We start from the raw sequence: 21,343 nt of genomic DNA, 5'->3' as shown, positions 1-21,343 counted from the left end.
CGAGATAAACATCCTAATAATTATTAGTAAATTAATCTAAATATCTTATTGGCTTCAGGTGTCGCCTGGCCACAACAGCGGCCCACCGGTTAATATGCAACTCTTTGCATAAGCAGAACCGGAGTTTCTATGTCCTTGCGCTACGCCGTCCTCACTCTGCTGGATATCGAACCCGGTAGTGGTTATGACTTGAAGCGTCGCTTCGAGCGCAGCGTGTCCCACTTCTGGAGCGCCAGCCATCAGCAGATGTATCGGGAGCTGCACAAGTTGCACGATGAGGGCCTATTGGACTGCGTGGAGCAGCCGCAGGAGGGGAAGCCGGACAAAAAGGTCTACAGCCTCACCGATAAGGGACGTTTAGAACTTCGTGACTGGGTGACCCAGCCGGCGGCACCACAGAAAATTCGGGAACCCTTTCTCGTGCGGATGTTTGCCGGTCACCACCTGAGTAGTGATGAATTACGCTCGGCGCTGAATGCCCAATTACAGCTGCACAGGGGGTTGTTGGATAACTACTGCGAGCAAAACGAGCGGGTGCTTAAAAGCGATATCGCTTTACAGGAGCGCTACTGGCTCGCGCACCAGACCCTGCTGTTGGGTATAGAGGCGGAGAAAACCTGGATCACCTGGGCGGAAAAGCTGCTCGTGGAGCTGGAAGAAAAATGTGAAGAGTTTGGCGAAAAGGTGCAATAAATAAGCGGGCAGAGCCCGGTTATTTATTGCTGAGGTGCGGAAGGGGGATTAGATACTGACCTTTTCCACCACCAAGCTACCGATAGAATAACCGGCGCCAAAGGAGCAAATAATACCGCGGTCGCCCACCTGCAGGTCGTCACTGTGCAAGTTGAAGGCGATTACCGAGCCGGCACTCGCAGTATTGGCGTAACGGTCCAGCACCACAGGTGCGCGCTCTATGCTGGCTTCATCGCCCATTAGTTTCTTGGCGATCAGGTTATTCATATTGATATTGGCCTGGTGCAACCAATAACGGCTCACGCCTTGCGGATCGGTGTCAGTTTCCTGCAGGTGCTCCTCAATATGGGCTGCGGCCATGGGGCAGACTTCCTTGAAGACCTTGCGTCCGTTCTGGCGGAACAGCTTGCCCGGGCCAAAGGGGTCTACATCCGCGGCTCGGGCTGCATAACCGAAGTTGGAGCGGATATTGTTGGAGTAGACCGTTTTCGCTTTGGTGCCGAGAATTTCCCAGGCGTTGTCCACGGAGCAGGTCTCGCGGCGCTCGATCACACTGGCTACGGCCACGTCACCGAAAATAAAGTGGCTGTCTCTGTCGGTGTAGTCCACCTGAGGGGAGGCCAGCTCCGCATTGATTACCAGCACTGTGCGCGCTGCGCCAGAGCTGATTGCATCGACGGCGCGCTGCAGGGAAAAAGTGGCCGAGGAACAGGCTACTTCCATATCGAAGGCAAAGCCGTCGATGCCGAGGGCGCCCTGGATCTCTATGGCGATGGCTGGGTAAGCGCGTTGCATATAGGAGGCGCCGACAATGACCATATCTACATCGGAGGCACTCTTGCCCGCTTTTTCCAGAGCAAGTTTGGCAGCGTTCACGCCCATTTCGGCCTGTACGCAGAGGTCGTCGTCATCGCGCTCGGGGATAAAGGGACGCATGCGCTCTGGATCGAGGATGCCCTCGCGGGTAACCACATAGCGGCTCTTGATACCGGAGGCCTTCTCAATAAATTCTGCCGAGGACTGGGGTTTGGGCTGCAGTGCTCCGGCTTCAATTTCCTGCGCGTGTTTCAGATTGTACTGCGTGGCGTAGGTGTTATAGGCATCTACCAGCTCTTCGTTGCTGATAGCTTCCGGTGGGGTCCACAGGCCTGTCCCGCTGATGACAATGCCCCGTGGCAACTTGTACTCACTCATCGCTGAATCCCTGGCCCGCACCAAATAAGCGTGCGAGCAATTAGTCACTGAATAGAACCTTAGCAGTGCTGGCGGGTATGGGACTTGGGTGCCAGAACGGCAAGGCATGATATTGTGACGGTAATGTGACCACTGGTCTATCTGCGGTCGCGCCGATGAGTCATGGCGTTCTGGCCAAAACAAAGGCACTTACCCTAGCCGCTCCCTCTTGGAGCAACTTTTGCGCCGCCGCCTCCAGGGTGGCACCGGTGGTTAACACATCATCCACCAGGCCGATATGTAAACCTTCGACGTCTTCGCGCAGGACGAAGCTGCCGAGCAAATTACGCAGACGATGGGGGCGATTCAGCTGGGACTGTGTTTGGGTTGCACTGACTTTACACAACAGACGCGGACGCACTGGCAGTTGCCACTGCCTACCCAGTTCCTCTGCTACCAGCTGTGCCTGGTTGTAACCGCGCTGCCAGTAACGGCGCCAATGCAGGGGTATGGGGCTGAGCAGGTCTGGTCTCTGGTCGACGTCTATGATTTGGGCGGCCATTTGTGCCAGGCTGTGGCCGGCGGTTAGGTCGCCGCAGTATTTAAAACGCTGGATCAGCTGGTTTACCGGATAAGCATAGTGCCAGGCGGCTTGTACTCCACTGAAGTGAGGGGGCTGCCTGAGGCATGCAGGACAAAAGCGGGCGGGTTCCACCAGGGGCAGGGCACAGGTTTCACAGGCATTTTGCAGTGTGGGCAACTCCTCCGCACAGGCGAAGCAGATGCCGCAATAATCAGCCCGGCCGCCGCACAATAGGCACTGGGCCAGGCTTCGGTTCAGCAGTGAAGAAAAGATCCTGTAAACCATAATCGGGAGATTGAGTTGACAGCAATTGGGGCCTGGCTAAACTGGCCAGTCTGTTTGGTCGAGTTTGCCACTGCCATGAGGTGTAGTCACCCCGGCCCCGTGAACCAAAACAGCACATATAACTCCAGCAACTAACTCCAGCAACAGAGAGAGTAAGCCCTGTGACTGCCGCCCAGCAATTACCCGCCGCCGAGATCCGCCACGATTGGACCCGCCAGCAGGTTCTGGACCTTTTCGCCATGCCGTTTAGCGATCTGATGTTTACCGCACAGCAGGTGCACAGGGTGCACTTCGATGCTAACCGTGTGCAAGTGAGCACTCTCTGTTCCATTAAAACCGGTGCCTGCCCGGAAGACTGCGCCTATTGCCCGCAAAGTGCTCGCTACGATACCGGGCTGGAGCGGGAAAAGCTGATGAAGGTGGAGAAGGTTCTGGAGGAGGCCCGCGCGGCCAAAGCCGGTGGTGCCACCCGCTTTTGTATGGGGGCAGCCTGGCGTTCGCCCAAGAAAAAGGACATGCCTTACGTTACCCAGATGGTGCGCGACGTAAAAGCGCTGGGTATGGAGACTTGCATGACCTTGGGGATGCTCAATGATGACCAGGCGCAGGAACTGGCCGGTGCGGGGCTCGACTACTACAACCACAACCTGGATACCTCGCCCGAGTACTACGGTGAGATAATCACTACCCGCACCTACCAGGACCGCCTGGAAACTCTTGGGCGCGTGCGCGCAGCCGGTATGAAAGTTTGTGCTGGTGGTATCGTCGGTATGGGAGAGGGCGATAAGGACCGCGCCGGTCTGCTGATGCAGCTGGCCAACCTGCCTGAGCATCCGGAGTCTGTCCCGATCAATATGCTGGTAAAGGTGGCTGGCACTCCGCTGGAGGAGCAGAAGGATCTGGATCCCTTCGAATTTATCCGTTGTATTGCGGTGGCTCGTATCATGATGCCCATGTCTCACGTGCGCCTGTCTGCCGGCCGTGAGCAGATGAGTGATGAGATGCAGGCCATGGCTTTCCTGGCCGGTGCCAACTCCATTTTCTATGGAGAAAAACTGCTGACTACTGCCAACCCCGAAGCCAATAAGGATATGCAGTTGTTTAATCGCCTTGGAATCCAACCCGAAGAGTACCAGCAGTACACCGATGAATCCGGGGTGGAAGCGGAGCTGAGCGCCCAGATCAGCGAGCAGCAAAATGATGCTTTTTTCTACGATGCGGCCAAATGACCCTGGATCAAGCTCTGCGCCAGCGCCTCGATGAGCGGCGCCGGCGCAACCTCTACCGGGAAGTCAAAACCCTGGATTCTGTACCCAGTCCCCTGTTCAAGTTGGGTGCCCGCGAAATACTCGCTTTTAGTAGTAACGATTACTTGGGGCTGGCAATCCACCCCGAGGTAATTGCCGCACAGAAAGCCGGTGCCGAGCAGGGTGCCGGCGCTACCGCATCCCATCTGGTAAACGGACATTTGAAGATCCATCAACAGCTGCAGCAGAGACTCGCCGAGGTGACTGGGCGCGAGGCTGCGCTGGTTTTCTCCAGTGGTTATATGGCCAACGTAGGCACACTCTGTGCACTGTTGGGCCGCGCCGACAATATTATTTCTGACAAGCTCAATCATGCCTCTCTGATCGATGGTGCACGCCTGTGCGGCGCCAACAGTTTGCGTTTTCCACACAGCGACCTGAAAGGACTGCATCGCCAATTGCAGCGTGCTGCTGGGCACGGCGGTAATACCCTGGTGGCGGTGGATGGTGTCTACAGTATGGATGGTGACCAAGCGCCCCTTATCGAGATTGCCGGTCTGTGCCGGGAGCATGGCGCCTGGTTATTAGTGGATGAAGCGCATGGATTTGGAGTGATGGGCAGCGAGCAATTTCCCCTGGCTGGCAGCTGCGCTGCGGCGGGTCTCGATCAATCACAGGTGCCGGTCATTATGGGCACTCTGGGTAAGGCCGCTGGCAATGCCGGGGCTTTTGTCGCTGGCTCCCGTGTATTGATCGATTATCTGGTGCAGTTTGCCCGCCCCTATATCTATACAACCGGTATGCCACCGGCGGTGGCCGCTGGCAGTATTGCAGCAGTCGAGCTGATGTGTCGCAAACCCGAGTTAACACGGCGTCTGGAAGAGAATATTGCCCATTTCCGCCAACGAGCTGCACAGCTAAATTTGCCTCTGGCAGATTCCTCCACTGCTATCCAGCCCTTAGTACTTGGCTGTGAAGAAAAGGTTATGTCGGTGTCCGCAGAGCTGGAGCGTCGAGGTTTTTTGGTGGGGGCTATTCGCCCACCCACAGTGCCTGCAGGTACTGCTCGTCTGCGAATTACTCTGAGTGCCTTACATACTTACAGCCAAATTAATGCACTGCTCGATGAACTGGTATCAGTATTGCAGGAGAATACGGCGGTGCATTCGTGAGGCAGGTTGAAAACCTGGTATTCCTGCATGGTTGGGGGGTGATAACGGCCCTTGGCAGCCATTGCTTGAAGCCGTGCGCGAACAGCTGGGATTACCCCTGCGTTGTATCGAACTGCCCGGGTTTGGCGAGCGCAGGGATGAGTCCTGGCCGCACCTGGAAGTGCTTTTACAGCAACTCTATCAGGTGCTGCCGCAAAACTGTGTTCTGGTAGGGCACTCTCTTGGCGGTATGCTGGCCTTGCAGCTGGCGACCAGAGCGCAACAAAACAAAATCTGTGGAATTGTCACTATCTCTGCGAATGCATGCTTCGTGGAGCAGGATAACTGGCCGGGTATGCCCCGGCGTACCTTTGAGCGTTTTCGCGCCGCCTTTGTACAGGACCCCTACGGGACCTGGGAGCGATTTTGTGCCCTGCAGTCCCATGGTGACAACGCCATGCGAGCCTTGCTCAAGCACTTGAAAGGGCGCAGACCCAATATCAATGCCGATTCCTGGTTACATGCCCTGGATTGCCTGTCCCGGTTGGATAATCGCTACCTGCTACAGCACTTAGCGGTGCCCGCCTTACATCTGTTTGGCAAGCGGGATGCTTTGGTGCCCCTAGCGGCTGTGGAGGAAATTCAAGCCACTGGTGCCCAGGTAGAAATAATGGAGGGTTGTGGTCATAAGCCACACCTGTCGCAACCTTATCAGGTGGCTAAGCGATTGCGGCATTTTGTAGAAAGCCTGTCCCCAGCTGGAACCTCAGTGACAGAGCCCTTCGATAAGTCTGCGGTAGCCCGTTCATTCGGCCGCGCCGCCGCCAGCTATGACAGCAGCGCCCATTTGCAGCGAGCAGTGTGCCGCCAGTTGATGAAAATGTCGGAGCGTCACTGGACTCCCAGTACCATTGTCGATCTGGGCAGTGGTACCGGTTTTGGCAGTAAACTGCTGCGCCGGCATTTTCCCGAGGCGCGTATTGTTGCTTTGGACCTGGCGGAGGATATGCTGCGTTTTGCCCGCAATGAAAGGCCGCAGGCCGATGCTTATATCGCCGCAGATGCAGAGCTATTGCCCCTGGCGGACGGCAGTGTGGATCTGCTGTTTTCCAGTATGGCGCTGCAGTGGTGTTACCGGTTGCCGCAGCTATTCGCCGAACTTCGCCGGGTACTCTCTCCCGAGGGACGCTGCCTGGTGGCTACATTGGGGCCCGGTACCCTGGCAGAATTACGCGATAGCTGGGCGGAAGTGGATAGCGGCGTGCATGTTAATCGCTTCCTGCCATTGGCCAATTGGCGTGAAGCTGCGGCGCAGTCGCAACTAAAGGGTGAGGTGCTCGACGAACAGCGCCTGCTGTATTTCGATAACCTGCGCCAGTTGATGCGGGAATTAAAAGGCGTGGGTGCGCATAACATCAATCGTGCCGCCAAGCGCGGCATGACCGGTCGCACCAGAATACAGCGATTGGCGAAAGCCTATGAAGTCCTCAGGCAGCCCCAGGGGCTGCCGTTGAGTTATGAGGTGATTTACATGAAGCTTGTCCAGGAGACTAATCAGGGATAGATATCGATGGGGATGGGGGTCTTCACCAGGGCCCAGATTTCGTCCATCTCGCGGTTGGAGGCCACCGCGATGCAGCCATCAGTCCAGTTGTTGCGGCGCAGATGCCTTTCCATGTAGGCCCACCCGGGCTTGATGCCGTGGATCATGATGTCGCCGCCAGGACTGACGCCCATCTTGGCCGCCCGTGCACGGTCCTGTTTGTTTGGATAGGACACGTGAATAGATCGATAGAAGCGGCTGTTGGGGTTCTTCCAGTCCAGGGTGTAGCGCCCTTCGGGAGTGCGCTCATCCCCTTGGCGGACCTTGTGTCCCCTGGGATTATCGCCGAAGGAAACGGTGTAGCTTTTCACTACTCGGCCGTCGCGAATCAGCTGCATCAGCTTCTTCGACTTGTACACAACAACATGGTCGACAGGAGTTACTTTCGCTGAGGCGAGCAGTGGCATCACCAGCAGCAGGGCAAGAGTCAGGTATCGCATGGTCTCTAAGCTGTTTGAATGTTTTCAGTTATTTCGAGATTTTCCGCGTCCCTGCAGGGCAGTTTCCCCTTTTGGGGGAGTTATTTTGTCAGCGCAGCCCCGTGCCTTTGTTATCAGTGCTCGGCTTGATTTGTTCAAAATCTGCGCTACCCGTCTAAATTATCACCAACTGGGTGGCATGAAAAGTCACCACAAGAAAAAAATTAAACTTTTTTGATGAGGGGGCAGTGGCCATGGGCAGAACCTATTTTGTAGCCGGTACTGATACCGAAGTGGGTAAGACCTTTGTGAGTGCAGCCCTGCTCACTGCAGGCGCAAATGCGGGGTTACAGACCGCCGCAGTAAAACCGGTAGCCTCCGGCTGCGCGCGAACAGAAGAGGGGCTGCACAATGAAGATGCCCTGCTTCTGTTGGAAGCTATGACCTTGCACTTGCCCTATCAGCAAGTGAATCCTTTCGCCCTGGAACCCGCTATTGCCCCCCATATTGCCGCCATTGAGGCGGGCAAGCAGCTGAGCGTCTCGCGTATGGCCGGTGTTTGTCGTGGAGTGATGTCTGCCGGAGCCGACTTGGTACTGATTGAGGGTGCCGGAGGTTGGCGTACGCCGCTGGGGCCGAGGAGCTTCCTGTCCCAGCTGCCGAGGGAGCTGAATACTCCGGTGATCCTGGTCGTGGGTATGCGGCTCGGTTGTATTAATCATGCCCTGCTTACCGCCGAAGCTATCCGCCGTGACGGCCTGCCATTAGCGGGTTGGGTGGCCAACTTTGTCCGTGAGGGCATGACGCATGCGGAGGAGAACCTCGCTACTCTGGAGGCTCTGTTACCTGCGCCTCTGCTCGGTGTGGTGCCCTACAGCGAGGAGCGCGATTATCGCGAAGTGGCGAAGCACCTGGATATTCGACCACTGCTCCCCAACTGAACCCTTTTCCCCAGACTGTCTCCGTGGATCCGGATCGGCCCCAAACCAGTTGACTTTGCGCGTCTTCGGCCCTAGATTCAAACAAGCGTTTGAAACACTTGGATGAGGATTGGAAGCATGGCCGACTACAAGGCGCCCCTGCGGGAGATGAACTTCCTGCTGCATGAAGTCTTTGCTGCAGAAAAACTCTGGACGGAACTGCCCGGACTGGCTGGGGCTGTAGATCGCGAGACCGCCGATGCGATTCTCGAAGAGATGGCCAAGTTGGCTTCCAATACCCTGGACCCGATTAATCGAAGTGGTGATGAAGAGGGGTGTCACTGGAACGATGGCGTAGTGACTACGCCGGGCGGTTTCAAGGAAGCCTATGCGACCTTCTGTGAAGGCGGCTGGGGCGCCCTGTTAGGCAATCCTGAGTACGGTGGCATGGGCATGCCGAAGATGCTGGGTGCGCAGGTTGAGGAAATGATCAACGCCTCGAATATCTCTTTCGCCCTCTACCCAGTGTTGACCAACGGTGCCTGCTTGGCGATTGATGCCCATGCCAGCGAAGCGTTGAAGCAGAAGTTCCTGCCCAAGATGTACGAGGGTACCTGGGCCGGCGCCATGGATTTGACTGAGCCCCATGCCGGTACCGACCTGGGAATTATTCGCACCAAGGCAGAGCCCCGCGAAGATGGCAGTTACAGTATCAGCGGCAGCAAGATTTTCATCACGGGTGGCGACCAGGATTTATCCGAAAATATTATTCACCTGGTGCTGGCCAAGCTGCCGGACGCCCCCAAAGGCCCCAAGGGAATCTCCCTGTTCCTGGTGCCAAAATACAAGGTGGGTGAAGACGGCAGCATCGGTGAAAGCAACAATGTGAGTTGCGGCTCTATTGAACACAAAATGGGCATTAAAGCCTCCGCAACCTGTGCGATGAATTTTGATGGCGCCCAGGGTTGGTTGGTCGGTGAAGCTAACAAGGGCCTCGCCGCCATGTTTACCATGATGAACTATGAGCGGCTGGGTGTGGGTATCCAGGGCCTCGGAGCCTCTGATCGCTCCTATCAGAATGCCCGGGAATACGCTCGTGACCGTATTCAGAGCCGCTCTCCGGCTGGTGCCCAGCAGCCAGAGAAAGCAGCCGATCCGATTATCGTACACCCTGATGTGCGCCGGATGCTGCTCACCCAGAAAGCTCTGGTTGGCGGTGGCCGCGCTCTGTCCACATATGTGGCCCAGTGGTTGGATATTTCCAAGTTCGGCGAAGGTGACGAGAAGAAGAATGCCGAAGCGATGGTGGCCCTGTTGACCCCGGTGGCCAAGGCTTTTACCACCGATATGGGCCTGGACTGCACCGTGCTCGGCCAGCAGGTATTCGGCGGTCACGGCTATATCCGCGAGTGGGGCCAGGAGCAGCTGGTACGCGACGTACGCATTACCCAGATCTACGAAGGCACAAACGGTATCCAGGCTCTGGACCTGGTGGGCCGCAAGACTGTCGCCAACGGCGGTGCCCTGTTCGAAATCTTTGCCGCGGATGTGCAGAAATTTATCGACAGCCAGGTGGATCGAGAGGCAATGTCAGAGTTTGTACAGCCGCTGGCGGCTGAACTACAGCGTCTGCGTGCAGCGACGGAGAAAATGGTCGAAGCCAGTAAGCAAGATTCCCACGCTCCTGGGGCGGCCTCAGTAGAGTACCTGCACCTGTTCGGTTATCTGGCTTATGCCTTCATGTGGGCGAAAGTGGCCGCTGTAGCATTGGATAAGCAAGAGGCTGACAGTTTCTACAAGGGCCAGGTAAAGACCGCGCGCTTCTATTTTGCACGTCTGCTACCGCGCGCCCAGTCGCTGGCTTCCTGTGTCAGCGCCGGCAGTGCCACCCTGATGGACTTGGAGGAAGAGCTGTTCTGACAGACCTCCAGCCGAGTTCCATAAAAGCCCCGCATTGCGGGGCTTTTTTTGTGGAGTCATTTTTCGCTTTCTCCTAAACTCAGGGTAAAACAATAAATGAGCGAAAGAGCCAATGTCGGATATCCCCCAAAAAAAACTCTCTGAGGAAGACCAGGCCAGGGTTGACCATTACCTGCAGAGCGGTGTGAATAAAGTAGAACGCAAGCCCTTCAGGCCCTGGCTGTTGCTGTTGGTTGTTGTAGTTGCACTGACCATGTTGTCCCTGGTCAGTGTGTATATTGCAAAGACAAAAGGCGTGGTTTAAGGAGCCTGGTATGACTGATGAAAAGACTTTCCAGCCCCTGGATTTCACTCACCTTGATGATGATGAAATGCGCTTTCGCGCCGGTGAGTTTTTCCGGCTGATGCGGCGGCGGCGCTCAGTTCGCGACTTTTCTGCAAAACCCGTGCCCCGCGAGGTAATTGAGAATGCCGTGCGTGCAGCGGGGAGTGCCCCCAGCGGAGCCAATATGCAACCATGGCATTTTGTCGTGGTGGAGAGCGCAGATGTTAAACGCCAAATCCGCTTGGCGGCGGAAGAGGAGGAGCGTGAGTTTTACCAACGCCGCGCCTCAGAGGAGTGGCTTAATGCGTTGGAACCTTTGGGCACGGACGCGCACAAACCCTTTCTGGAAACCGCACCCTGCCTGATCGTAATTTTTCTGAAAAAATTTACCAGTGCGGGCAATGGTGAGCGGCTGAAGAACTATTACACTTCTGAATCGGTGGGTATCGCTACGGGTATGCTTATCGCCGCCCTGCACAATGCGGGTGTGGCAACTCTGACCCACACACCGAGTCCGATGAAATTTCTCAATGAAATCCTCAGCCGCCCGGTGGAGGAAAAGCCCTATATGATCCTGGTGGCCGGGGTGCCGGCGAAGGGCGCCCAGGTGCCGGCGATTGCCAGGAAGCCCCTGGATGAAATCGCAGATTTTATTTGAGTCTGAGTATTTTGCGCGAGGGGCTAGGCCCAGGCTAAAAATCAGTAAACTGGTAGGACTTGCGCTTAGGGTTCCATGTCAAAAATACTGATCTTAGAGGATGAAGGCGCTATCGCCGATTCCCTGGGTTACGTATTTTAGACTTAGGGCATTGCCATCCATAGGGTATCGGTTAGCAGGATATCAGCGGTTTTGAAGCAAGCAAGTGTTTGCACCGTTTCTCCGGGGTGCGGTAATTTTGCTAACCGCGCGCAATGCGGAAATAGAGGAGATGGTGAGTCTCGAAATCGGTGCTGACGACTACTTGAGGGGATTGCTTATGTATAACATGGGGCACCCCAAAAAAATTAGTTAACTTTAGAATGGATTTATGGTCGGATATTGGGCCTATGCAACGCGAAAAACCGCGATAGTTCCTCTAATCTTAGGAAGAGTGGTTTTTTTAACTCACCTGCACTGCCCATTTATCCGACTATATTATTGAAAGATTACTAATCCTGTTGCGCAATCTGTGCCGACCATTGCATCAAACGGCCTTGCGACATGTTTCTATTTTTTTCATCTCCTGTATTTATAAAGGTTGCCAGTTCAGTTACCAGGCCCCCCTTGCGCCATTCATAAAGGAAGCTCGCGAGTATATGGAAGGCTGCATCTGAACAGTTGGAAATAACTTGTAGCTGGCCGTTTGACCCCGCACCTTCCAGAGAGCTAAGTCTGTCCATCCATTTACCTGGAGCAAATGCATAATGAAATGTGGCTCCGCTATCATCGAGATGACTTCCAAAACCCTGGGTACCCAAAAGTTCTTGTTGCAGGAATCGCCTGAAATTGGTGTATTCTGTCTGGGTAACTTGCAAGCCATAATATTGCGCTGTCGGGTCTGCATTCATCCCCGTGTCATCACGCCAACGGCCTTCAATAGGGCGCATATTATTGTGACGTCCACCTACGGAGCCTGTGAATGCTTCCATCGAATTGTTTGGGTCCCAGCCTACAATTGTATCGATTACTCCGTTATTGCCGGTTATTAATGCAGTATGTCCATTCCAAGTTCTCCCCAAGGAGCTTTCTATTCCGCCGTTGCTTTGCCACTGGGCATAAAACCTGGAAAAAAAAGAACTGTATGATCGCAAACTGGACACAAAACAAATACCCGCAAAGTGCCCCTGACACGCTCTGGGATTAAAACCTCTTCCGCTCATCGCCTACATCCTCCATAATGACTGTGAATAAATTTCTTCAGTTTTGATGTTTTATTTTTGACGGTTTTATATCTTTCCAAAATTTCTATAGCAAACTCTGAATAATTATTTTTATTGATCAGAGCTAGATTGGAATTAATGGGTTCTATTTGTAATTTGAGATTATTTGATATCAAACTAAGACTGTCGTGTCAATAAGCGTAATGTCAATGGAGTTCTTTGAGGAGTATTTTGGTAGAGGGCAAAATCACGGATCTAGCATAGCTTGGAGGATACAAGGAGGCCATAGATATACCAGCACTTTGCAGATCAAACAGAAAGCCGTCATCAATTTGATGATACTAAATACATTTAGTAGAAAATATACGTCTATTTGCCACCATCTATAAATCATGGAGAATTATTAAAAAATTACACAGGCACTGTTAATTCAATATGCACATACTCAAAATATTCACTTAATTGATTTTTTCCCAGATATCCTGACTTTGGTGTGTTTTTGGAATTCGAAAATCCAAGATTAATTTTGTACAGCAAGTGGTCGAGTTCCATAGCGGTGGGTTGGCCATCGGCAGTACGTAAGTTGGTTAAGATGGTGTTGAAGTGCACCTGTTATTGCCTGAATCATCTGGTGCTCGAATCCGCCCATAAAAGTCCACGCAGTCCCCACACAATTTCCTTTTTAATTTCACCGGCATTCTATTTCAGGGGTTCCCATTCTACTGATAAAAGTTCGATACTGAGGTCTGACACATAAACTGAATTTTCGCCTTTAAATTAGGCGCTATTACTTTCCAGATGGTATTACTGTTGATTCCATTGACCATGATCGGAGGCTAATTGGACGAGCGGCAACAATACCGAAGGGAAGTATTGTGGGGTTTTACTCGCAGTTCGAGTTCTAGCCAGAAGATTATTGGGCCAATTCTGGTGCTGTAATATATCAGCACGGTACAGTATGAAAATTAGCGACTAGACTGGTGAGCATTGTCGGAAGTAGTGGTAAACCAGAGAACAGTTCTATTTTTCAGCGGAGTGTTTTGCTTACTATGCCGAACTGAGCACTGAAGGCCGCAAAGGGGAGTTTCTGAGGCGCTTCTGTACCACAGTGATAGCAAAATGAGTGATCAGTTTTACCTGCCACAGCGGTTAGGCTTGCGCGAAAACCTTGTCCAGAATCAACTTTCGATAGCTTTTCTCTCTGTTGTATCAGCGATATTCGCAGTATCTGCCACGATTTAAAATTACGCCTGAATGGTAAAACCTTGGGTCCGCTCCTGGCAATGCTCCTCCGATGACCAACCTATAGGGCGGGCAGACACTGGAATATGCCTTGGATTTGAATTTACAGGGTACGGACACTTGCAGCTGGCGCCGCTACTGTTTCGGGTTCCCGCCCAATTCTACGATGATCTCCCATTCATTTGCTTGAACCGGTTGTATCGACAAGCGTCCTTGCTTGAGTAGAACCATCTCCTCCAGGCCAGGATGTTTCTTGATTTCGGCCAGGGAGACTGGTCGTGTGAACTCAGCGCGCCAGGCTATATCCACACAGTACCAGCGCGGTTTGTCGTCGGCAGCCTTGGGATCGAAGTACTTGTTCTCGGGGTCGAACTGGGCTGGGTCCGGGTAGGCGGCACGTACCACTTCGGCGGTACCCACCACTGCTGGAACCCGACAGGCACTGTGGTAGAACAGCACCTCGTCACCTAGCGAAACCTTGTCGCGGAGGAAGTTACGCGCCTGATAGTTGCGGATTCCGTCCCAGCGGCCGTTGCCAGTCACTTCGGCGGCGAGGTCCTGCAGGCTGTATTCGTCGGGTTCAGATTTGAATAACCAGTATGTCATGCGGCAGTTTGTCCCTGTGCTGCGCCGGTTGGTGTTTCGCCGGCGATCGACGCCATTTAGTATGAACCCATACAAAAGTGTCAAATCGATGCCGTTATTTGGTGTCTTCAGCGGGAGATTATGGGAAACAAAGCATTTCAGTGGCTTTCACAGCGCCTTTCGAGCCATAAGTCCCAATATTGGGCCTTGCAGCTCAGTGGTTGGGCTGGTTATACCCTTGTGACCTTCATCAGCAGCTTTTTCTGGGTGAAGGACCACTGGGTCCATACGGGTTATATCGCTATGGCCACCACTGCCGGAATTCTGCTCAGTGGCTCCATGAGATATGGGTTTCAGCGTTTATGGAACAAACCGCCAGCGACACGCTTCCTGGGTTCACTGCTACTGGTTGTGCTTGTAGCAGTCCTGTGGGCGGCAATTAAGTTCGGCGGTTTTCTATGGCTCTACGGTAAGGCGAGCGATGAGCATCCAGTATGGCAGGCTACTTATTGGTTCTCCTACTCGTTTATGATCCTCACCACCTGGGCGGCGCTGTATTACGGCATCAAGTACTATCAGACCTCGCAGACACAGCAGGCCAAAACCTTGCGTGCCGAGTCCATGGCGCACCAGGCCCAGTTGAAAATGCTGCGCTATCAGTTGAACCCCCACTTTCTGTTCAATACGCTCAATGCCATCTCTACCTTGATTCTGGATAACGACGGGCGCACCGCCAACAATATGGTGACGCGGCTGTCACAGTTCCTGCGCCACTCCCTGGACAACGATCCTATGCAGAAAGTCACCCTGGCCAAGGAAGTGGAGGCGCTAATGCTCTATCTGGACATCGAAAAGGTGCGCTTTGCCGATCGCCTTGGGGTGCGCCTGGATCTACAGGGGGAGTCTCCGCAGGCGCTGGTGCCGAGTCTGTTACTGCAGCCTTTGGTGGAAAATGCGATTAAGTATGGTATCTCCCAGTTGGAGTGGGGCGGCGAGATCGGAATTAAGGCTCGGGTCTTTGCCGGCGAGCTTTTACTGGAAGTTACTGACAATGGCCCCGGTATGTCGGATAAGGAACTTGGCTTGATCGGCAAGGGGTACGGCGTTGGCATTCGCAATACCTGTGAGCGCCTGCGGGCATTGTTTGGCGATGATCAGAGAGTGCATTTCCGCAATCGGCCGGAAGGTGGCCTGTCGGTAAATATTCGCATTCCCTTCGAACAGGAATAATGAGATGAGTGCAGTTGAAAACCTGAGTGCAATTATTGTCGATGATGAACCCCTGGCGCGCCGCGGCCTTCGGTTGCGCTTGGAACAGATGCCGGGCGTCGAGGTGATTGCCGAAAGTGGCAATGGCCGCGATGCTCTGGAAAAAATTCTGGAGCTCAATCCCGATGTGGCTTTTGTGGATATCCAGATGCCGGGTATCAATGGTCTGCAGTTGGTACAGCAGATTCCCTTGGAAAAACTGCCCCAGGTAGTGTTCGTCACCGCCTACGACCAGTACGCAGTGGAGGCGTTTGAAGTCAATGCGGTGGACTATGTGTTAAAGCCTATCGAAGAGGAGCGGTTGGAGTTGGCACTGACGCGCGCTCGCGAAAAGATGTCCACCGCGGATATTGCCGAGCAGCGAGAACAGCTTCTTGAGGCCGTGGCTGATTTGACTAAGGAATCCCCCGAGGCGCTGGAGAAAAAACTGGTGAGTGGCCAGTTTGCCGGTAGTGCCTATCCAGACAAAATTGCGGTTAAGGACTCCGGTAAGATCACTCTGGTGCCGGCATGTGAAATTGACTGGATCGATGCCGCTGGCGATTACATGTGCGTGCACGCCCAGGGCGAAACCCATGTAATGCGCATTACCATGAAAGAACTGGAGCAACAGTTGGACCCGAAATTGTTTCAGCGTATCCACCGCTCTACAATTGTGAACCTGAGCCGCGTACGCGAAATTCGCGCGCACATCAATGGTGAATACCATCTGGTACTGGACAATGGCGAGTGCTTGAAAATGAGCCGCAGCTATAAAAGTAAAGTACAGCATTTCCTCTGACTTCCCTGCGGGCCACGTCATTAGAAAAGCATCGGGCGTGGCCTGGCCGACAATTCCGGGCACTTGATCGCAAGCCTCTTGTTTGCTGTTTTGAATCCTTTAGCTTTCATGCAGAATAATCCGGCGAGGGCCTCCTTGGACGAATAATGTGGCACAGGAAAGTGCAGCAACTGGGCCTGGGCCAGTGTGGACTTGGGAAGAAATGGTCTGTCCAAAAATCTGTTCAGCCTTTTGGGAATTCAATAAACAGGGGCGGGAAGCTCTATTTATTGTGTGGTTATAAATAAAAAATAAGGGCCTATGGGATGGCACTGACAAGAGCCGCGTTGAAGAATCCTGCAGCTGCCGGTGTGGCTGTGGTACTGGCCGTTTTACTGGGAGCTTTTCTCGCCAGTCGCCTGCCGGTCCAGCTCTTCCCCGATATTGAAAACCCGCGTATTGCGATCCAAGCCGGCTGGCGTGCTGCCGCACCGAAAGAGGTGGAGGCGGAAATTGTTGAGCCGATCGAATCGGTACTGCAGGGTCTCACCGGCCTGGAAACGATGGAAGTAAATGCCGGCCGGGGTGGTGCCTGGGTGAACCTGGAGTTCACTATGGGCACCGATATGGATAAGGTGCTGATCGATGTAATCAGCCGTATGAGTAGCCTGCCTCCACTGCCGCGGGATGCAGAGCCACCACGGGTGATGCTCGGTGGTTGGGGCGGAGATGCCACCGCACTCACTTATTTCTTTTTGCAGAAGCTTCCCGGAAATTCCAATAGTCTCGACGACTATGCCGGTTTAATTGAGGATATGTTGCGGCCGGAGCTGGAATCTGTGCCTGGAGTTTCCAGTGTAGAGGCCCAATCCGGGCGCGCCGCACAGGAGGAGCTGCAGGTTATTTTTGACCCCTGGAAGGCTGCCGAGCTGGGTATTCAACTTCCGGCGATCAGCCGCCAGCTTGCTTCGGCGCGGGATGTCTCAGGTGGTTTTACCGATGTCGGGCGGCGCCGCTACACACTGCGTTTTGTCGGTGAATACAAGCCGGCAGATTTATCCGAGCTGGTGCTGGAGTGGCGCGATGGCCAGCCTGTGCGCCTGGGCGATATTGCTGAGGTACGGGTGGGACCGTCCGAATCCCGCGGGGTGACTACGCAAAATGGTAATCCCGCGGTATCGATGCGTATTAATCGCACCAACGATGCCAATATGCTCGCCACCCTGGAGTTGGTAAAGCAAAAAGTCGCTGAGCTGAATGAAACCAAATTGAAGGATGAGCAACTGGTGCTGGTGCAGTCCTTTGATGCCTCTGTATTTGTATATCGCGCCCTCAATTTACTCGGCGGTAACCTGATATTGGGTATCCTGCTGGCCGTGGGGGTGCTCTGGTGGTTTATGCGTCGTATGCGTGCCACCTTGATTGTGGCCGCTGCCATTCCCATCTCTCTGCTCTCCACTTTTGTCGTGCTCTCAGCGGCAGGGCGCAGCGTAAATGTTATTTCCCTCGCCGGCTTGGCCTTCGCCACCGGGATGGTGCTCGATGCCGCTATTGTAGTGTTGGAAAATATTGTGCGCTTGCGCGAGAAAGGGCTCGGCCCTCAGGAGGCCTCGGAGCAGGGGGCAGGCCAGGTATGGGGCGCGCTGCTGGCCAGTACGGCTACTACTGTGGCGATCTTTCTGCCGGTCTTTTTCCTCAATAGTGTTGAGGGACAGGTGTTCGGTGATCTCGCCCTGACTATTGCTGTGGCTGTGGTGTTTTCCCTGCTGGCCGCTGTGGCCATTGTGCCGCTGGCGGCGAAACTGTGGTTGCCGCCAATTTCCAGCGAGGATCGCCTGGCCCATGTCTGGGAAAAAATCACTTCGCGGGTAATGGCCTTGACCAGCACTCGCACGCGTCGCTGGCAAGTGATCGGTGGTTTCCTGCTAGTGCCTATTGCCGCTACTTATTTCCTGCTGCCAAATCTCGATTACCTGCCGCCGGTAAAACGCGATGCGGTGGATGTGTGGATGAATTTCCCCTCATCTACCAATACCAAAACCATTGAAAAGGAAATCGTCAACGAGTTGGATCGGCGCATGGCGCCTTATATGAGCGGCGAGCGCGAACCAGCCTTGAAGAACTACTACATTATTTCCTGGCCCAACGGCGGCACTATGGGTGTGCGTGTTAAGGATATGGATCAGGCCAAAGAGATGGAACGGCTGTTGCGTGAGGAAATCCTGATAGATATTCCCGACTTCCAGGGTTTTGCCGCGCGCGGCAACCTGTTCGGCCAGTTTGGTGGAGACCGACGTATTGCCCTGCACCTGCAGTCCCGTGATGCGGATGGCCTGATGCAGGCCGCTGCCCGCGGTGTGGAAGTTATGGAGGAGGTTATGCCGGGGACACCTGTGCAGACCAATCCTGGCCTTAGCTTATCTGAGCCGGAGTTGACCGTGCGGCCCAACGATCGCGCCATGCTGGAGCAGGGCTGGAACCGCCAGGATATGGGCAGCTTGATCCGAACCCTTGGTAATGGTCTCTATGTGGGCGAATATTTCGATGGGGAAAAGCGTCTGGATGTGATTTTTAAAGCGCAGCCCTGGAGCACGCCTGAGCAGCTGCAGAACACTCCCCTGGTCACTCCGCGAGGTGAAGTTGTACCGCTCAACCAGCTAGCCAGTGTGGATCGCACTGTGGGGCCGGGTAACTTACGCAGAGTGGATGGCCGCCGTACCATTACCTTGAATATTGTGCCGCCGGATGATGTCTCCCTGGAGGAGGTGCGCGCACAGCTGGAGGAAGAAGTACTGCCGCAAATCCGCGAGGCCCTGCCCGATGATGGCAGTATCCTCGTGGGTGGTAATGCCAGTGACCTGGATAAGGCTTTGGTAACCCTGTCTCAGAATTTTGTCCTGGCCCTGCTGATCCTGTTCCTGCTAATGAGTGCACTGTTCCGCTCCCTGCGTGATGCCGGGTTGGTGTTATTGACGGTGCCACTGGCTACTGTGGGCGGAGTGCTGGCACTACAGTTACTGAATTTAATTGGCTTCCAGCCTCTCGATCTGCTCACGATGATTGGTTTTGTCATTCTGTTGGGATTGGTGGTGAACAACGCAATTCTGTTGGTACACCAAACCCGCGCTGCGGAGGATACCGGTGCCACTCGGGTAGAGGCTGTGGAGCAGGCGCTGCGTTTGCGTCTACGCCCCATCTTTATGAGCACCCTGACCAGTGTGTTTGGCATGTTGCCTCTACTGGTAGCACCGGGTGAGGGCAGTGTGATTTATCGTGGTCTTGCCGCGGTGATTGTCGGCGGTATGGCAGTTAGTACCTTATTTACTTTGATATTGTTGCCGGCCCTACTACAGACCGGACGTCTGCCCCTGCCGCAGTTCACCCGCCTGCGTCAGAGATTGGCCGTGAGGAGTTCCCAATGAAAAAATTATTTGCCGGTATTGCCCTAGCCGTGATTTCGGCCGGGCAAGTAATGGCTCAAAGTGGCGCAGTAGCGGTTACCGTGGATCGAGCACAGACTCGTGAGATGGCGCCTAGCCAGTGGTCCGCTGGGAAAGTGGTGAGTCGCCGGGATCTCCTTATTTCTTCAGAACTGGATGGCGTACTGGAATTTGTCGCCGAACCCGGCAGCCTGGTGAAAAGGGGGGAGCGTTTGGCACAGCTGGATGCCACCCACTGGCGACTGCAGTTGCGAAACAGTGAGAGTCGTATTGCTCAATTACAGGCCCGCCTCACTTATTTAGATGCCCAGTTACAGCGCTTGAGCAAGCTGGCAGAAACCAACAATACCTCCCGTGCGGTACTGGAGGAACAGCATGCCGAGCGCGAGGCCATGGCCCAGGACCTGCTGGCTGCGCAGATAGAGAGAGACAGGCGCGCTTATGAACTCTCCAAAACCACTATCGATGCACCATTCGATACTTTGGTCGCCAGTCGTGATTTGCAGGCGGGAGAATATGTGCGTACTGGCTCCGAACTGCTGCGTATCCTGGATATGTCTCAACTGGAAGTGGAAGCGGATATCCCACTGGCTGCCCTGCCGCTGATCGGTACCGGCGAAACCGTAGCAGTGCGTAGCGATGCGGTATCCCGCTCCGAGGTCGAGCGCGCGAGCGAACGGGTGTTTACCGGTCAGGTGCGTCAGTTTGTGCCTGTAGCCAGTGACAATTCGCGCCGGGTCAAGTTGATGGTTCAGCTTCCGCAGAGCACGCCACAACAATGGGATTGGATTGTTGGCATGCCAGTGCAGGTTGCCGTGCCTTTGTCCGAGGCTCGCGCGACCATGGTGGTGCCACGGGATGCACTGGTGTTACGCAATGGTGACACCTTTGTTTTCCGGGTGGATTCGGAGGATAAAGCAGAGCGCCTGTCGGTTCGTATTGGCAGTGGTGATGGCGAATGGATCGCTGTCTACGGCGGGCTTGCCAGTGGTGACCGGGTGATCGTGCGCGGTGCTGAGCGCCTGCAGCCGGGCCAGGAAGTAAAGATACTCTCGGAAGTGGTGCGAGATGAAGATGGCGCCAGTATTCAGGGGGATAGCTGACCGGTTTGGTAGTCACAGTCTTAATCAATTAAATTGGGGAACAGTATTCCATGACAATACACTTCTGCGACTATTAATTGCTCGTAGAGGTGTTTCATGCGTTTTCTGTTTGCGCTGCTGTTCCTGACCATCGCCTCAGCAACCCTAGCGGAGACGCAGGTGGAACGTCTCCCGGATGGGGCGCGTCTTATTGAAGCCAACGATGAGATCTATTTCTATGTGGGCGGCTACTTCTATCGCCAGGGGCCGGATGGCTATACGCGTGTGGAACCACCCCTGGGAGCGAGGGTTCCGGAGGTAGCCACGGGTACTTCTTTCTTTCTTGATGGTAAGGATTACCGCCGTGCCGGTAATGGTACCTTCTTCCAGTTTGACCCGAAGGACAATCAATATGTGGTAGTCACGCCACCCAATAACTGGCGCAATTACGGCCGCAACCCCCTAGCTCCTGAGGTGAGAATTTATCCTCGTGCCTACCCACCTAAATATGAATCCAAACGTCGTGTCAGTCATCTACGCAGCACGGGTAATTTGCGCCGCTCGGATCGCAATCGTGGCCGCCGTGAATTGTTTTGCCAAGCCAGAGCCGCGAATCTGGTGAGAAGTGTGCGCCGGGCAGGCAGGGTGTCTGTAGTCAGTTCCCGTGCGTATCGCAGGCAATACCTCAACTGCATGCGTGAGTATGGCCGCAGGCGTTTTTGATCCCACTGTGGAGTTGGGCAGCCGGGGCTAAGCGGCACTCGGCTACACTGAAACATATGCTCC

At 54.4% G+C, this 21,343-nt stretch carries 18 protein-coding genes; 13 read left to right on the top strand and 5 right to left on the bottom strand.

Annotation, left to right across the window (positions count from 1 at the left end; all coding sequences use genetic code 11):
* Positions 1 to 129 precede the first annotated feature (129 nt).
* Positions 130 to 693 (top strand): PadR family transcriptional regulator, encoded by a 564-nt coding sequence (locus tag GL2_RS04895; protein WP_143729549.1) that lies wholly within the window; start codon positions 130 to 132, stop codon positions 691 to 693.
* A gap of 48 nt (positions 694 to 741) precedes the next feature.
* On the opposite strand, the gene GL2_RS04890 is transcribed toward GL2_RS04895, so the two are convergent.
* Both GL2_RS04890 and GL2_RS04885 read right to left on the bottom strand, forming a co-directional pair.
* On the bottom strand, positions 742 to 1,887 hold the full coding sequence (locus GL2_RS04890; RefSeq protein ID WP_197736525.1) for a beta-ketoacyl-ACP synthase III: 1,146 nt from the start codon (positions 1,885 to 1,887) through the stop codon (positions 742 to 744).
* Between the two features lie 160 nt (positions 1,888 to 2,047).
* Positions 2,048 to 2,734, bottom strand: a complete 687-nt coding sequence (locus GL2_RS04885) for a ComF family protein (RefSeq protein WP_143729548.1) — start codon at positions 2,732 to 2,734, stop codon at positions 2,048 to 2,050.
* A gap of 161 nt (positions 2,735 to 2,895) precedes the next feature.
* Between GL2_RS04885 and bioB the strand changes: the two genes are divergently transcribed.
* The 3 genes from bioB to bioC are packed head-to-tail and all read left to right on the top strand — an operon-like array spanning position 2,896 to position 6,696.
* The gene (gene bioB / locus GL2_RS04880) at positions 2,896 to 3,963 is read left to right on the top strand and encodes a biotin synthase BioB (protein ID WP_143729547.1); all 1,068 of its coding nucleotides are present in this window, start codon (positions 2,896 to 2,898) and stop codon (positions 3,961 to 3,963) included.
* Positions 3,960 to 5,153, top strand: coding sequence for an 8-amino-7-oxononanoate synthase (gene bioF, locus GL2_RS04875; protein ID WP_143729546.1), 1,194 nt, complete (start codon positions 3,960 to 3,962; stop codon positions 5,151 to 5,153). Before bioB ends, bioF begins: the two co-directional genes overlap by 4 nt.
* A gap of 31 nt (positions 5,154 to 5,184) precedes the next feature.
* Positions 5,185 to 6,696 (top strand): malonyl-ACP O-methyltransferase BioC, encoded by a 1,512-nt coding sequence (gene bioC, locus GL2_RS04870; RefSeq protein ID WP_232053768.1) that lies wholly within the window; start codon positions 5,185 to 5,187, stop codon positions 6,694 to 6,696.
* Here bioC and GL2_RS04865 read toward each other — a convergent pair.
* Positions 6,687 to 7,175, bottom strand: coding sequence for a murein L,D-transpeptidase family protein (locus GL2_RS04865; protein ID WP_143729545.1), 489 nt, complete (start codon positions 7,173 to 7,175; stop codon positions 6,687 to 6,689). The two genes, bioC and GL2_RS04865, sit on opposite strands and share 10 nt — an antisense overlap.
* 233 nt (positions 7,176 to 7,408) lie before the next feature.
* On the opposite strand from GL2_RS04865, the gene bioD reads away from it, so the two are divergent.
* The 4 genes from bioD to GL2_RS04845 all read left to right on the top strand — a co-directional run bounded on the left by bioD (position 7,409) and on the right by GL2_RS04845 (position 10,977).
* Entirely contained in the window at positions 7,409 to 8,095 is a 687-nt protein-coding gene (bioD, locus tag GL2_RS04860) for a dethiobiotin synthase (protein ID WP_143729544.1), read from the top strand.
* Positions 8,096 to 8,212: 117 nt separating this feature from the next.
* Positions 8,213 to 9,994 carry an acyl-CoA dehydrogenase C-terminal domain-containing protein gene (locus GL2_RS04855; protein WP_143729543.1) on the top strand — a complete coding sequence of 594 codons (1,782 nt, stop codon included), beginning with the start codon at positions 8,213 to 8,215 and terminating at the stop codon, positions 9,992 to 9,994.
* A 112-nt stretch (positions 9,995 to 10,106) separates the two neighbouring features.
* The gene (locus tag GL2_RS04850) at positions 10,107 to 10,298 is read left to right on the top strand and encodes a DUF3094 family protein (RefSeq protein WP_143729542.1); all 192 of its coding nucleotides are present in this window, start codon (positions 10,107 to 10,109) and stop codon (positions 10,296 to 10,298) included.
* A 10-nt stretch (positions 10,299 to 10,308) separates the two neighbouring features.
* On the top strand, positions 10,309 to 10,977 hold the full coding sequence (locus tag GL2_RS04845; protein ID WP_143729541.1) for a nitroreductase family protein: 669 nt from the start codon (positions 10,309 to 10,311) through the stop codon (positions 10,975 to 10,977).
* A 491-nt stretch (positions 10,978 to 11,468) separates the two neighbouring features.
* On the opposite strand, the gene GL2_RS04840 is transcribed toward GL2_RS04845, so the two are convergent.
* Both GL2_RS04840 and GL2_RS04835 read right to left on the bottom strand, forming a co-directional pair.
* The gene (locus GL2_RS04840) at positions 11,469 to 11,948 is read right to left on the bottom strand and encodes a hypothetical protein (protein ID WP_143729540.1); all 480 of its coding nucleotides are present in this window, start codon (positions 11,946 to 11,948) and stop codon (positions 11,469 to 11,471) included.
* 1,608 nt (positions 11,949 to 13,556) lie between these two features.
* Positions 13,557 to 14,027 carry an EVE domain-containing protein gene (locus tag GL2_RS04835; RefSeq protein WP_143729539.1) on the bottom strand — a complete coding sequence of 157 codons (471 nt, stop codon included), beginning with the start codon at positions 14,025 to 14,027 and terminating at the stop codon, positions 13,557 to 13,559.
* 120 nt (positions 14,028 to 14,147) lie between these two features.
* Here GL2_RS04835 and GL2_RS04830 point away from each other — a divergent pair, with 120 nt between their 5' ends.
* The 5 genes from GL2_RS04830 to GL2_RS04810 all read left to right on the top strand — a co-directional run bounded on the left by GL2_RS04830 (position 14,148) and on the right by GL2_RS04810 (position 21,280).
* The gene (locus GL2_RS04830) at positions 14,148 to 15,236 is read left to right on the top strand and encodes a sensor histidine kinase (RefSeq protein ID WP_143729538.1); all 1,089 of its coding nucleotides are present in this window, start codon (positions 14,148 to 14,150) and stop codon (positions 15,234 to 15,236) included.
* Positions 15,237 to 15,240: 4 nt separating this feature from the next.
* Positions 15,241 to 16,056 carry a LytTR family DNA-binding domain-containing protein gene (locus GL2_RS04825; protein WP_143729537.1) on the top strand — a complete coding sequence of 272 codons (816 nt, stop codon included), beginning with the start codon at positions 15,241 to 15,243 and terminating at the stop codon, positions 16,054 to 16,056.
* A gap of 305 nt (positions 16,057 to 16,361) precedes the next feature.
* Positions 16,362 to 19,457 (top strand): efflux RND transporter permease subunit, encoded by a 3,096-nt coding sequence (locus GL2_RS04820; protein WP_143729536.1) that lies wholly within the window; start codon positions 16,362 to 16,364, stop codon positions 19,455 to 19,457.
* Positions 19,454 to 20,578, top strand: coding sequence for an efflux RND transporter periplasmic adaptor subunit (locus tag GL2_RS04815; protein WP_143729535.1), 1,125 nt, complete (start codon positions 19,454 to 19,456; stop codon positions 20,576 to 20,578). The genes GL2_RS04820 and GL2_RS04815 overlap by 4 nt, the downstream gene beginning before the upstream one ends.
* Before the next feature lie 96 nt (positions 20,579 to 20,674).
* Positions 20,675 to 21,280 carry a DUF6515 family protein gene (locus GL2_RS04810; RefSeq protein ID WP_143729534.1) on the top strand — a complete coding sequence of 202 codons (606 nt, stop codon included), beginning with the start codon at positions 20,675 to 20,677 and terminating at the stop codon, positions 21,278 to 21,280.
* Positions 21,281 to 21,343: the final 63 nt, after the last annotated feature.

The sequence above is a fragment of the Microbulbifer sp. GL-2 genome, from assembly GCF_007183175.1.
Classification (GTDB): domain Bacteria; phylum Pseudomonadota; class Gammaproteobacteria; order Pseudomonadales; family Cellvibrionaceae; genus Microbulbifer.
The sequence above is the reverse complement of the archived record's forward strand: the minus strand, read 5'-3'. Positions and strand labels throughout refer to the sequence as shown.

Excerpts from the sequence above, each read along its gene's own strand:
- GL2_RS04820 (WP_143729536.1), top strand. The coding sequence starts at position 16,362 with ATGGCACTGACAAGAGCCGCGTTGAAGAATCCTGCAGCTGCCGGTGTG.
- GL2_RS04845 (WP_143729541.1), top strand. The coding sequence starts at position 10,309 with ATGACTGATGAAAAGACTTTCCAGCCCCTGGATTTCACTCACCTTGAT.
- bioD (WP_143729544.1), top strand. The coding sequence starts at position 7,409 with ATGGGCAGAACCTATTTTGTAGCCGGTACTGATACCGAAGTGGGTAAG.
- GL2_RS04840 (WP_143729540.1), bottom strand. The coding sequence starts at position 11,948 with ATGGAAGCATTCACAGGCTCCGTAGGTGGACGTCACAATAATATGCGC.
- GL2_RS04865 (WP_143729545.1), bottom strand. The coding sequence starts at position 7,175 with ATGCGATACCTGACTCTTGCCCTGCTGCTGGTGATGCCACTGCTCGCC.
- GL2_RS04815 (WP_143729535.1), top strand. The coding sequence starts at position 19,454 with ATGAAAAAATTATTTGCCGGTATTGCCCTAGCCGTGATTTCGGCCGGG.
- GL2_RS04895 (WP_143729549.1), top strand. The coding sequence starts at position 130 with ATGTCCTTGCGCTACGCCGTCCTCACTCTGCTGGATATCGAACCCGGT.
- GL2_RS04885 (WP_143729548.1), bottom strand. The coding sequence starts at position 2,734 with ATGGTTTACAGGATCTTTTCTTCACTGCTGAACCGAAGCCTGGCCCAG.
- bioF (WP_143729546.1), top strand. The coding sequence starts at position 3,960 with ATGACCCTGGATCAAGCTCTGCGCCAGCGCCTCGATGAGCGGCGCCGG.
- GL2_RS04830 (WP_143729538.1), top strand. The coding sequence starts at position 14,148 with ATGGGAAACAAAGCATTTCAGTGGCTTTCACAGCGCCTTTCGAGCCAT.
- GL2_RS04890 (WP_197736525.1), bottom strand. The coding sequence starts at position 1,887 with ATGAGTGAGTACAAGTTGCCACGGGGCATTGTCATCAGCGGGACAGGC.
- GL2_RS04835 (WP_143729539.1), bottom strand. The coding sequence starts at position 14,027 with ATGACATACTGGTTATTCAAATCTGAACCCGACGAATACAGCCTGCAG.
- GL2_RS04855 (WP_143729543.1), top strand. The coding sequence starts at position 8,213 with ATGGCCGACTACAAGGCGCCCCTGCGGGAGATGAACTTCCTGCTGCAT.
- GL2_RS04810 (WP_143729534.1), top strand. The coding sequence starts at position 20,675 with ATGCGTTTTCTGTTTGCGCTGCTGTTCCTGACCATCGCCTCAGCAACC.
- GL2_RS04825 (WP_143729537.1), top strand. The coding sequence starts at position 15,241 with ATGAGTGCAGTTGAAAACCTGAGTGCAATTATTGTCGATGATGAACCC.
- GL2_RS04850 (WP_143729542.1), top strand. The coding sequence starts at position 10,107 with ATGTCGGATATCCCCCAAAAAAAACTCTCTGAGGAAGACCAGGCCAGG.